At 51.6% G+C, this 12,352-nt stretch carries 11 protein-coding genes; 2 read left to right on the top strand and 9 right to left on the bottom strand.

Going from position 1 to position 12,352, the window contains the following annotated elements:
• Positions 1 to 23: 23 nt before the first annotated feature.
• The 5 genes from ACIPDS_RS14420 to ACIPDS_RS14440 all read right to left on the bottom strand — a co-directional run bounded on the left by ACIPDS_RS14420 (position 24) and on the right by ACIPDS_RS14440 (position 5,857).
• A complete protein-coding gene (locus ACIPDS_RS14420; RefSeq protein WP_400737045.1) occupies positions 24 to 1,643 on the bottom strand; it encodes an ABC-F family ATP-binding cassette domain-containing protein in 1,620 nt (539 codons plus the stop codon).
• Between the two features lie 301 nt (positions 1,644 to 1,944).
• A complete protein-coding gene (hokA, locus tag ACIPDS_RS14425; protein WP_126441025.1) occupies positions 1,945 to 2,097 on the bottom strand; it encodes a type I toxin-antitoxin system toxin HokA in 153 nt (50 codons plus the stop codon).
• A gap of 328 nt (positions 2,098 to 2,425) precedes the next feature.
• Positions 2,426 to 4,495 carry a glycine--tRNA ligase subunit beta gene (glyS, locus tag ACIPDS_RS14430; protein ID WP_400737049.1) on the bottom strand — a complete coding sequence of 690 codons (2,070 nt, stop codon included), beginning with the start codon at positions 4,493 to 4,495 and terminating at the stop codon, positions 2,426 to 2,428.
• A gap of 9 nt (positions 4,496 to 4,504) precedes the next feature.
• Positions 4,505 to 5,416 (bottom strand): glycine--tRNA ligase subunit alpha, encoded by a 912-nt coding sequence (glyQ, locus tag ACIPDS_RS14435; protein ID WP_166515313.1) that lies wholly within the window; start codon positions 5,414 to 5,416, stop codon positions 4,505 to 4,507.
• Positions 5,417 to 5,554: 138 nt separating this feature from the next.
• A complete protein-coding gene (locus ACIPDS_RS14440; RefSeq protein ID WP_400737053.1) occupies positions 5,555 to 5,857 on the bottom strand; it encodes a YsaB family lipoprotein in 303 nt (100 codons plus the stop codon).
• 168 nt (positions 5,858 to 6,025) lie between these two features.
• On the opposite strand from ACIPDS_RS14440, the gene ACIPDS_RS14445 reads away from it, so the two are divergent.
• The gene (locus tag ACIPDS_RS14445; protein WP_400737056.1) at positions 6,026 to 7,021 is read left to right on the top strand and encodes an acyltransferase; all 996 of its coding nucleotides are present in this window, start codon (positions 6,026 to 6,028) and stop codon (positions 7,019 to 7,021) included.
• Positions 7,022 to 7,057: 36 nt separating this feature from the next.
• Here ACIPDS_RS14445 and yiaA read toward each other — a convergent pair whose 3' ends face one another.
• From yiaA to xylA, 4 genes are all read right to left on the bottom strand, one after another.
• Positions 7,058 to 7,495: an inner membrane protein YiaA gene (gene yiaA / locus ACIPDS_RS14450; RefSeq protein WP_400737059.1), complete on the bottom strand. Its 438-nt coding sequence runs from the start codon at positions 7,493 to 7,495 to the stop codon at positions 7,058 to 7,060.
• A gap of 70 nt (positions 7,496 to 7,565) precedes the next feature.
• Complete coding sequence (gene yiaB / locus ACIPDS_RS14455; RefSeq protein WP_400737062.1) at positions 7,566 to 7,916, bottom strand: inner membrane protein YiaB; 351 nt, start codon at positions 7,914 to 7,916, stop codon at positions 7,566 to 7,568.
• Positions 7,917 to 8,083: 167 nt separating this feature from the next.
• A complete protein-coding gene (xylB, locus tag ACIPDS_RS14460; protein WP_400737065.1) occupies positions 8,084 to 9,538 on the bottom strand; it encodes a xylulokinase in 1,455 nt (484 codons plus the stop codon).
• Between the two features lie 78 nt (positions 9,539 to 9,616).
• Complete coding sequence (gene xylA, locus ACIPDS_RS14465; RefSeq protein WP_166515308.1) at positions 9,617 to 10,939, bottom strand: xylose isomerase; 1,323 nt, start codon at positions 10,937 to 10,939, stop codon at positions 9,617 to 9,619.
• Between the two features lie 359 nt (positions 10,940 to 11,298).
• Between xylA and xylF the strand changes: the two genes are divergently transcribed.
• On the top strand, positions 11,299 to 12,291 hold the full coding sequence (gene xylF, locus ACIPDS_RS14470; RefSeq protein WP_166515307.1) for a D-xylose ABC transporter substrate-binding protein: 993 nt from the start codon (positions 11,299 to 11,301) through the stop codon (positions 12,289 to 12,291).
• The last annotated feature ends 61 nt before the right edge of the window (positions 12,292 to 12,352 follow it).

The raw sequence follows: 12,352 nt of genomic DNA on the forward strand, positions 1-12,352 counted from the left end.
CTTATGGCGGGGATTTTTTTTACCTATACCTCAGCGAAATACCAGCCCGAATCCCGCCACTCCAGACAGTGCGTCAACTTTAGTGCCTGCAAAAATGCCTCATCGTGTGACACGACGATCATCGCGCCAGAAAAATCAGCCAGCGCGGCTTCAATCGCCTGCACCGAAGAGAGATCCAGATGATTTGTGGGTTCATCCAGTAACAACAGCTGTGCCGGTTCTTTTTGCCACAGTGCGCAAGCTAGCGCCGCTTTTAACCGTTCGCCACCGCTAAGCTCCGTAAGCGGTAAATTCACTTTGTCCGCTCCCAACTGCAACTGCGCCAGACAGGTACGAATTGCGCCCTCTTCTAGCGGCGTATCGCCTGCACGAAGATGCGCCATCACCGACAATGATAAATCCAGTTGCGTAAGATGCTGATCCAGCCAGGCCGCTGTGACCGACAGCTGACTGTAGCCAGCTAGCGGAGCGTCTATTCCCATAATTGTTTTCAGTAGCGTTGTTTTTCCGCAGCCGTTCGGGCCGCGTAACGCTACTCGCATCGGGCCATCCAACCGCCAGTCAAGCGGGGGAAGTGTCTGATGAGCCAGATGTAGCGCTTCCATGACCACCACCTGTTTACCCGCAGCTACATGGCTTCCCGGTAAGGTAAACATCACCGGGCTGTCTTCCACCACTCGCTCACGCGACTGCCTCACCGCGTTATCCAGCGCCCCGGTTTGGTCCCGATGCTGACGCAGCAGCGTACCGGGACGTTCTCGCGCGGCACCTTTGTATTTCACCCGCTCAAACGAGGCGATGTTGAGGTTATCGACGGTACGCAGCGTTTTAGCTGACCGCCTCTGGCAATCATCATGTTCCTTTTGCATCCGCGCGCGAGTGCGCCGTCTTTCGGTGGCAGCATGTTCCAGCACCGCTCGAGCCGCCGTCTGTTCAGCATCGCGCTGTTGTTGGTAATCAGCGTAACTTCCACCATAGCTACGCAAAGCGCCTGGGGTCAGTTCAAGAATACGGGGCATACGCGTCAGCAGCTGCCGGTCATGGCTGGCGATAAGCGCGCCGCCGCGCCAGTTTTCAAGCTGCCGATAGAGCCATTCTCGACCGGCGCTATCGAGGTGATTGGTCGGTTCATCAAGCAGCAAATAGTCAGCGTCAGAGATAAACGCTGCACACAGCAACGCTTTTATCCGCTCACCCCCGCTGAGTGAGGAGGCGAGCCGCTGCGGAGTCAACTCCCCCAGCCCCGCATCCTGAAACGCCGTACTCAGGCGAAAAGGAAGATCCCAATAACCGTCCAGCGCCTCAATATCCTCTGCCAGCGCATTCCCTTGTTCAAGGCGTTGTAAAGCCGCATAAATCGGCGCATAGCCCAGCAACTCGACAAGAGTGACGTCAGGCGCAACGGTGTGTTGCTGCGCAACATAGGCAGACGATGCGAGACATTCAATATGCCCGGTCGACGGAGAATCAATACCCGCCAGCAAGCGTAATAAACGGGTTTTGCCAACGCCATTACGCCCCACCAGACCGCAAAGCGATTGATCCAGCGAAAGATTTAACGGGCCAAAAAGGGTATCGCCCGTCGCAAATTGACAGGTGACCTGATGCAAAATAAAAGAAGGGGATTGCGCACAATGGGCCATAAGCACTCCTGAGTGAAATCAATAACTCCCCTGCTTGCAGCAAGCTGCTTAGCAAGGATTCGAATTCAGCAGGTGTGTTTGTCCATTTTCGTGTGCCTCAGTGAGACGAGGGATTCGTCGCCGCAAAGGATAAACGTATTGCGTGGCGAATTTCAAGGCTATTTTTTGGGCGCTTTGGATTTATGAAAAAAGGCCCCACCAATACGAGAGGCCTTTTCGTTATTTTTGGATAAAAAAACAGGGTGCACTGAGAATGCATAACACCGAAAATTTGGCGGGGATAACTCCCCGCCAAAAGCCCTTACTGGTTAATATCACAGGCTAAAGATGCCGCGACTTCATTGTTTCCTTGCTTAATATGCAATTCACATAATGAATCACGAACCATCCAGGTAAATAATAGAATAGTGAGACATATCACTATCAAACTATACAACATAGATTTTTGTGGCATCCCTAGCCCCTTATGTTGATTTTCAACGAGTAAGAGACTACCCTTATGGTGTTCATGCATAGAGGTGGCCTCACTTTGATTTATTATCAGGTGGGGCTTTTCTCTGTCTGCCTTTTGGAAAATACCTGAGACAAACAGTCTCAAGCACCCGACTCTATTCTATCTCAAATATTCTTTATCTCTGTGTGAACGTATTCCTAAAATATTTCTTAGCTATCAATGAAAATAGCAAAAATATAATTCAAATCATTATTAATGGTTCACGTAATAATATTTAAGATATAAAAAAACCTGCTCGAAAGCAGGTTTTTTTCAAGCTAACTCATTGTTACTGCAGCAGAGAAATATCCGCTACCTGCAAGAACAATTCGCGCAGTTTAGACAGCAGCGTCAGACGATTGATACGAACATCTTTGTCTTCTGCATTCACCATGACGTTTTCGAAGAACTCATCCACCGGCTCACGCAGCGATGCCAGCTCAACCAACGCTTCCTGGTAACGGCCCGCAGCAAAGTACGGCTGCAGTTTGTCGCGCAGCACAACCAGATTGCCCGCCAGCTTAATTTCCGCCGCTTCTTTCAGTACCGACGCATGAACGATGTCATTGAGCGTTTCGTCAGACTTGGCAAGGATGTTGGATACACGTTTGTTCGCCGCAGCCAGCGCAGACGCCTCTTCCAGCGTACGGAAGTGCGAAACGGCTTTCATACGGGCATCAAAGTCTGCCGGACGTGTCGGACGACGCGCCAGTACAGCCTGGATGGTGTCAACGGTGTAACCTTCGTCCTGGTACCAGGCACGGAAGCGACCGAGCATGAAGTCGATAACCTCATCGACGACTTTCGCATTAGTCAGCTTGTCGCCGTACAGACGAACCGCTTCTTCGGTCAGCGTTTGCAAATCGAGATTCAGGTTCTTCTCGACGATAATACGCAGCACGCCCAGCGCGGCACGACGCAGCGCAAACGGGTCTTTATCGCCTTTCGGGTGCTGACCGATACCAAAGATACCCGCCAGGGTGTCCATCTTATCGGCAATCGCCAGCGCACAGGCTACCGGGTTCGACGGCAGGTCATCACCGGCAAAGCGCGGTTGATACTGCTCGTTGAGCGCCACCGCTACGTCTTCCGCTTCACCATCGTGACGCGCGTAGTGCATGCCCATCACGCCCTGAGTATCGGTGAACTCAAAGACCATGTTGGTCATCAGGTCGCACTTAGACAGCAGACCGGCGCGAGTCGCGTGGTTTACGTCCGCACCAATCTGAGCGGCAATCCAGCCCGCCAGCGCCTGAATACGATCGGTTTTGTCGCGCAGCGTACCCAGTTCCTTCTGGAACAGCACGGTTTGCAGGCGCGGTAGATTGTCTTCAAGACGTTTTTTGCGGTCAGAATTGAAGAAGAACTCAGCATCCGCCAGACGTGGACGAACCACTTTCTCGTTACCCGAGATAATCTGAAACGGATCTTTTGATTCAATGTTGGCGACGAAAATAAAGTTCGGCAGCAGCTTGCCCGCGTTATCGTAAACTGGGAAATACTTCTGGTCGCCCTTCATGGTATACACCAGCGCTTCCGCCGGTACCGCGAGGAATTTCTCTTCGAATTTTGCCGTCAGAACGACCGGCCATTCAACCAGAGAGGTAACTTCTTCCAGCAGGCTTTCGCTCAGATCCGCGTTACCGCCAATCTTACGCGCCGCTTCTTCAGCATCGGCTTTGATTTTCGCTTTACGCTCGGCGTAATCAGCAATCACTTTGCCGCGCTGGCGCAGGATTTCAGGATACTGATCGGCATTGTCGATGGTGAACTCAGGCTCGCCCATAAAGCGATGACCACGGATCACACGGTCAGACTGGATACCGAGAATGGTCGCAGGAATCACTTTGTCGCCTAAGAGCAGCGTCACGGTGTGAACCGGACGTACAAAGTGGACATCAGACGCGCCCCAGCGCATCAGTTTTGGAATAGGCAGCTTAGCCAGTGAGGTGGCGATCATGTTCGGCAGCAGCGCTTCGGTGCTTTCGCCCTTGACGTGTGCGCGATACAGCAGCCATTCACCTTTATCGGTTTTCAGACGCTCAGCCTGATCGACGGTGATACCGCAGCCGCGCGCCCAACCCTCAGCCGCTTTGCTTGCTTTACCTTCAGCGTCAAACGCCTGGGCAATCGCCGGGCCGCGTTTTTCGACTTCGCGATCGGCCTGTGCCGCCGCCAGATTTGCCACTTTCAGCGCCAGACGACGCGGTGCAGCAAACCATTCAACTTTACCGTGCGCGAGGCCAGCGTTATCCAGCTCCGCAGTCACGTTCGCAGCAAAGGATTCAGCCAGGCTGCGCAGTGCTTTTGGTGGCAGCTCTTCAGTGCCGATTTCCACCAGGAAAGTTTTCTCAGACATGGCCGCCTCTTATTTATTCTTGTTGCACAGCGGGAAGCCAAGGGCTTCACGGGAAGCATAGTAAGCTTCTGCGACTGCTTTGGTCAGCGTACGAATGCGCAGGATATAGCGCTGGCGCTCGGTGACGGAGATGGCTTTACGCGCATCCAGCAGGTTAAAGCTATGGGCGGCTTTCAGAATACGCTCGTAGGCAGGCAGCGGCAGCGGGTTTTCCAGCGCCAGCAGCTGCTGGGCTTCTTTCTCATACTGCTCAAAGCAGGTGAACAAGAAGTCGACGTCCGCGTATTCAAAGTTATAAGTCGATTGCTCAACTTCGTTTTGGTGGAACACGTCGCCGTAGGTGGTTTTACCCAGCGGGCCGTCGCTCCAGACCAGATCGTAAACGCTGTCCACGCCCTGGATATACATCGCCAGACGCTCAAGGCCGTAGGTAATTTCGCCGGTAACCGGTTTACATTCCATGCCGCCGACCTGCTGGAAGTAGGTGAACTGCGTCACTTCCATGCCGTTTAGCCACACTTCCCAACCCAGACCCCAGGCACCCAGCGTTGGGTTCTCCCAGTTATCTTCCACGAAACGGATATCGTGAATGGTTGGATCCATACCCAGCTCTTTCAAAGACCCGAGGTACAGCTCCTGGATGTTGTCCGGAGACGGTTTAATCACTACCTGGAACTGATAGTAGTGCTGTAAACGGTTCGGGTTTTCGCCATAGCGGCCATCGGTTGGACGGCGGGATGGTTGCACGTAGGCGGTTGCCATCGGCTCTGGCCCCAACGCACGCAGGCAGGTCATTGGGTGAGATGTGCCCGCGCCGACTTCCATGTCCAGTGGTTGAACAATGGTGCAGCCTTGACGAGCCCAGTAATCCTGTAAGGTCAGGATCAGGCCCTGGAAGGTCCTGGTATCAAACTTTTGCATATGATTTCGTGCTGGATACGTGTGGATTGAAAGGAAGGAACCAGTATACCCGCTGGCTGCGAGATATACAGTATGAAACCGGGTTGTTTAGGGAAAATTGGGGGAAACAGGCCGAATTTTACCGCATTCGTGCCCGTCTTAGCGCATGGAGAGATGTAAAAAGTCGCCATCCGCATCGAATGAGCAGACAAAACTTTCATTTTGCGCGGTATATCCGCGCAGCTCGTAACTCCCCTGGAATCGCACAAAACCCGTGACATCAATTTTCTGTGCCGCCGTATTATATCGCTGCGCTGCACTATCCTTGCACAGTTGTTCCATGCTGAGTGAAAGTGCAGGATCTACTCTGGCACTCTGCGTTTTCTGTGCAACAGGTGGCTCCACCGTTGAACACCCAGCCAGCAGCATCAACGCCAGCATTGGGAGAAGAGACTTCGACATTATTTCTATTTCCAGGCGGTTATTTTAGGCTGTACCCTTTCACACTCTCGTATTGTCCGAATCTCTCCCCAACTCTACAAGTCTGGGGGAGAAAACTCAGAACTTTCCCGTGCAATAGCGCGTAAGCGACGGGCCAGAATCTATTTATAGCGGAGAAAAGGGCGTCTGATGCAAGAAAAGATAAACTGGATTGATAATTTACGCGCAATAGCCTGTTTGATGGTGGTGATGATCCATACCACCACCTGGTTTGTAACGCATCCTCATGACATCAGTCCGTTAAACTGGGGCTTCGCTAACGTACTCAACTCCGCCTCCCGCGTCAGCGTGCCGCTGTTCTTTATGATTTCAGGCTACCTGTTTTTTGGGCCACGCAGCGCACAGCCGCGCCATTTTCTGCGCATCGGCCTGTGTTTGCTGTTCTACAGCACGCTTGCGCTGATATTCATTACTACCTTTACCCACATCAACGTGGAAAACTCGTTAAAAAACCTACTGCAAAAGCCGGTTTTCTATCATCTGTGGTTTTTCTTCGCCATCATCGTTATTTATCTGGTTTCACCACTGATAGAGGTAAAAGCCATCAGCGGCAAAATGCTGCTGGCGCTGATGATCATGCTGGGTATTGTCGCCAACCCGAATACCGTTTCCCTTAGCAGCCACGGCGCAACGTGGTTGCCAATCAATCTTTACATCAATGGCGATACCTTCTATTACGTGCTTTATGGGCTACTTGGACGAGCGCTGGGAATGATGGAGACCAACAAAAAAGCGCTGACGGCAATTTGTGGGCTCCTTTTTGTCGGCGCAGTATGGATAATTTCACGCGGTACGCTGCATGAATTGCAGTGGCGCGGTAACTTTGCCGACACCTGGTATGTATACTGCGGGCCGATGGTCTTTATCTGTGCGGCGGCGTTATTCATTGTGGTGAAAAATACCCTGAACCACCGCGTTCTTCCCGGACTGTCGTTGATTTCGCGGCATTCGCTGGGCATTTATGGCTTTCATGCGTTTATTATTTATCTGCTTCGCAGCTGGAATATTGATATCAAAAACTGGCCAGCGCTGGATATTCTCTGGGTGTTTTCCGCCACACTCGCGGGAAGCTTATTGCTTTCAATTGCCTTACAGCGTGTGGATAAACGCCGACTGGCGAGCTAACGATAATACGCCCGGCGATAAACCGGGCGCCTTCAATTACTCTGCTAACCCTTCATCAACCGTGTGGGTCTCGTGCTCCTGCCCAATGCCGTTATCGCGGATATTTTTCTGCACCGCCACCGCGCCAAATAGACTCAGGAAGAAAGCCAGACCGTAAAACCCTTTTTCGCTCAGTAGCAGCGTGGCATTCCACAACCCTACAAGCAGCAGGGCCACACTGATAATAAATACGCTAAGGCAAGTGATGTAATAAATATTGGTGGTCGGAATGCCTTCATATTTATCACGAACCGTTTTTTGATAGGATGCCGCAGAGAAAAGGCCCAGTATCAATACTGAGAAATAATAGCCTTTTTCATTTAACAGCATATCTGCGTTCCACAGCCCCAGCAGATAAGTCACGACGCCACCCACGAGTGCAATCCATGACACAATGCTAAATGCAGGTGAATACGTTGATGCCTTACTTTCCATCTCACAACCTCTTTCCATTGAGTAAAACTGAGAAAAATAATCGATTAATCAGCTCTATTTTTTTCACCGCTCAATCTTTTTGTGATGAACGAAATAACGAGACCTGCCCATACAGGGACAAAAAGAAGGCGATGGGGTACACCACACGTTCAATCAGCGATAAGGGGGCGTTTACCACTCCCACGAACAGGAGCCCAACCGTTAGCAGGGCCACCATCTGACACACGTAGGCAAAGCGTTCATCCACCCGCCCAGCGCTTTCCTCGCGCAAATAAACATAGGTGACAAACATTCCCGTCATGAGCACGCCAAGAAAATAACCTTTTCCACTCAATAGCGGGCAAGCAGACCATAAACCCAATGCGTAAACCAATACGCCGACGATGAGTAACAACCAGGAAGCCAATACGGATACTTTCATTTGGATCTCCTTATCCACCCAAAATACCTTATGGGGAACCGGAGAAACGCGACATAGAAATGTCATATAAAGAGGGATCTTTCAGAAAAAAACTATATTTAATTATTATCATTTTGCGCGTTTAATTCTTTTAATAAATGCCTCCTGAAATCAGGAGGCATTTATCATCATGACATTAACGGCAGTAATTGCTGATAGATTTGTCGGAAGGTTTCACGCTTTGGCGCATAGTAGGCAAAGCGCTCTGCATCTGGGTGATGCTCTTGTTCCAACGCCAGCTGCGGCAGCAATTGCGCATACGACTTATCTTTGCAGATTGCCAACTGCGCCAGGCGTGCGGCACCTAACGCCGGGCCTACGTCGCCACCGGTGCGGTAATCGAGCTGCTTGCCACAAATATCCGCCAGCATTTGCCGCCAGTAAGCGCTACGTGCGCCCCCGCCGATAAGCGTGATGCTTTTCGGCTCAACGCCGCAGGCATGAACCACGTCCATTCCATCCGCCAGCGCAAAACCCACACCTTCCAGCACGGCGCGAGCCAGCTCAGCCGGGCCATGTTGATGGGTAAGGCCGAAGAAGACGCCTTTGGCTTCAGGATTGTTATGCGGTGTGCGCTCGCCGGAAAGATACGGCAGGAACCATACTGGCCCCGCATGACTATCAGCCGACTCGGCTGCGGTAATCAGCGCCGGCACGTTTTCTAACCCCGTCAACTTCGCCGCCCAATCGAGGCACGATGCGGCACTCAGCATCACCGACATTAAGTGCCATCGGCCCGGTAAGGCATGACAGAAGCTGTGCACGGCGCTTTCAGGTTTACTCAGGAAACCTTCGCTCACCGCAAAATAGACGCCTGACGTGCCCAGCGACAGCATCGCCTGCCCGGCATCGACCATTCCAACGCCCACGGCCCCCGCAGCATTATCGCCCCCACCGGCGACAACCGGCACCGCAGGCATATTCCACGCTTTGGCGACTGAAGCTAATAGATGCCCGATAATATCGCAGCCTTCGTAAAGCGCTGGCATATTATCGCGGGTCAACCCACAAGCGGCGAGCATCTCATCGCTCCAGTCACGCTTTGCTACGTCCATCCACATTGTGCCTGCCGCGTCAGACATGTCGCTGGCAAAATCGCCCGTCATCCGCAATCGCAAATAATCTTTCGGTAACAGAATCTTATCAATCTGGCGGAAGATCTCTTCTTCATGCCGCTGCACCCACAGCAGTTTGGGCGCGGTGAAGCCTGGCATCATCAGGTTGCCGGTAATCTGACGCGAGTTTTTCACCCGCTCTTCCAGCAGTTGGCATTCTTGCGCACAGCGGCCATCGTTCCATAAAATTGCCGGGCGCAGCACATGCTGCTGTTTGTCCAGCAGCGTCGCACCGTGCATCTGCCCGGCAATGCCGATTGCTTTAACACCCTGCAAGCTATGCTGCTGCCCTAACCCTTTCATGGCAAGGTCTGTTGCCTGCCACCACTGCTCAGGATCCTGTTCCGACCAAAGCGGGTGAGGACGAGAAACCGTTAATTTTTCCGTGTGCGAGGCCAGCACGGTGCCCTGCTCATCAAGCAGGATCGCCTTTACGCCAGACGTTCCGAGATCTATGCCGATATACATCGCGACTGCTCCTTTAATGAGAACGATGCCCGGCAAGCTTACGCTTCCGGGCATTGTTTATGCTGCAAAACTCACGGCTTACTTGTCGAACAGGTAGTGGTTAACCAGCCCTTCCAACAGTTCCTGATGACCGCTCTGATGCTGCGGCGCCAGCTGATTCTGCTCGGCATACTTCGCCAGATCCTGCAGTGACATCTGACCTTTCAGAATCTGCTGACCCAGTTCGCCGTTCCAGCCTGCATAGCGTTTTGCCACACGTTTATCCAGCTCACCGCCTTCAATCATGCGAGCGGCCACTTTCAGCGACAGCGCCATAGTGTCCATCGCACCGATGTGACCGTAGAACAGATCATACTTGTCGGTACTCTGACGACGAACTTTGGCATCAAAGTTCATACCGCCGGTGGTGAAGCCGCCTGCTTTGAGGATTTCATACATCACCAGCGCATTTTCTTCTACGCTGTTCGGGAACTGGTCGGTATCCCAGCCCAGCTGCGGGTCGCCACGGTTGGCATCCACGGAACCAAACAGGCCCAGCGCAATGGCAGTGGCAATTTCGTGATGGAAAGAGTGACCGGCCAGCGTCGCATGGTTTGCTTCAATATTCAGCTTGATCTCTTTTTCCAGACCGAACTGCTTCAGGAAGCCGTACACCGTTGATGCATCATAGTCGTACTGGTGCTTGGTCGGCTCTTGCGGTTTGGGTTCGATAAGCAGAGTACCCTGGAAGCCGATTTTGTGTTTGTGCTCAACCACCATCTGCATAAAGCGGCCGATCTGCTCGCGCTCCTGACGCAGGTCAGTGTTCAGCAAGGTTTCATAGCCTTCACGGCCGCCCCACAGAACATAGTTTTCGCCGCCCAGTTTATGAGTGGCGTTCATGGCAGTGAACACCTGCGTTGCCGCCATGCTGAACACTTCAGGGTCAGGGTTAGTTGCGGCACCCGCGCCGTAACGTGGGTTAGTAAAGCAGTTTGCAGTACCCCACAGCAGTTTCACGCCGCTTTGCTGCTGTTTTTCAGCCAGCACATCAACCATCTGCGCAAAATTGTTCAGATACTCTTTGAGGTTGGCGCCTTCAGGAGATACGTCAATATCATGGAAGCAGTAATAAGGAACATTCAGCTTGTGGAAGAACTCAAATGCAACATCAGCTTTACGTTTCGCGCGCTCGATGGCTTCGCCCGGCTGCTGCCACGGACGGTCAAATGAACCGATACCGAACATATCTGCCCCGTTCCAGCAGAAGGTGTGCCAGTAACAGGCAGCAAAGCGCAGGTGATCTTCCATACGTTTGCCCAGTACTAACTCATCTGGGTTGTAGTGGCGGAAAGCCAGCGGGTTTTCGGTTTTCGGGCCTTCGAAACGAACACGATCCAGTTGGTCGAAATAAGCTTGCATAATGAACTCCATAATCTGACAGGCGACGAGGAAGACTTCGTGTTCTCATACTGAATTCTGAATTGCCGTTGCTCAATTACGTTATTTCACACTGGTATTAAGAGAATCCACAAATGTGCGCTGGCTCCCAAAATAAAAAGGGATCTCGCTTCCTTTAACTTAGTAATTGTTGCATTCAATAATTTTAAAATCAGATCGCGGTCAAAAATTAGCAATTAAACCAAATATCGTAATGGCAAGATAAAAATCTGTAATTGCCAGCCACGATTAACATGTTAAAAATTTGCTGCGTGTTAAGTCATCTCTGTTTCTTTTATCGCCAATCTCATCACCTTACCCCTACAGAAGGCATTACGATTATGAAGATAAAGAACCTTTGCCTCACACTCTGCGCATCGTTACTCCTGACCAGCATGGCCAGCAGTGCCAAAGAAGTTAAAATCGGCATGGCTATTGATGACCTGCGCCTTGAGCGCTGGCAGAAAGACCGCGATATCTTTGTGAATAAGGCCGAACAACTGGGCGCGAAAGTGTTCGTCCAGTCAGCAAACGGTAACGAAGAGACGCAAATGTCGCAGATCGAAAATATGATCAATCGCGGCGTCGATGTCCTTGTTATTATTCCTTATAACGGTCAGGTACTTAGCAATGTAATTAAAGAGGCTAAGCAAGAAGGAATTAAAGTCTTAGCCTATGACCGCATGATTAATAATGCTGATATCGATTTCTATATTTCTTTCGATAACGAAAAAGTCGGCGAAATGCAGGCTCAAAGTCTGGTTAACCAGGTTCCTCAGGGGAATTATTTCCTGATGGGAGGATCACCGGTTGATAATAACGCCAAACTGTTCCGTTCCGGCCAGATGAAAGTATTAAAACCCTATATTGATGAAGGCAAAATTAAAGTTGTCGGCGATCAATGGGTTGATGGCTGGCTGCCTGAAAATGCGCTGAAAATTATGGAGAACGCGCTGACCGCCAACAATAACAAAATTGATGCGGTTGTTGCCTCAAACGATGCCACCGCAGGAGGCGCTATTCAGGCGCTGAGCGCTCAAGGGCTGGCGGGGAAAGTGGCGATCTCCGGGCAGGATGCTGACCTCGCTGGCATCAAGCGCATTATCAACGGTACGCAGACCATGACCGTGTATAAACCGATTACGCTGCTGGCGAACAGTGCCGCCGAAATTGCCGTCGAGCTGGGTAATGGCCAGCAACCGAAAACAGATGCCACGCTGAACAACGGTCTGAAGGAGGTTCCATCCCGCCTGCTTACCCCAATTGAAGTCAATAAAACCAATATTGACGAAACCGTCGTGAAAGATGGTTTCCATAAGAAAAGCGAACTCTAAAAGGCATGCCCCGGCACCTCGCCGGGGCGGCCCGGATGTTGAGATTGTGTCGACAACCTGG

The sequence above is a fragment of the Kluyvera sp. NPDC087067 genome (assembly GCF_044745165.1).
Classification (GTDB): Bacteria; Pseudomonadota; Gammaproteobacteria; order Enterobacterales; family Enterobacteriaceae; genus Kluyvera.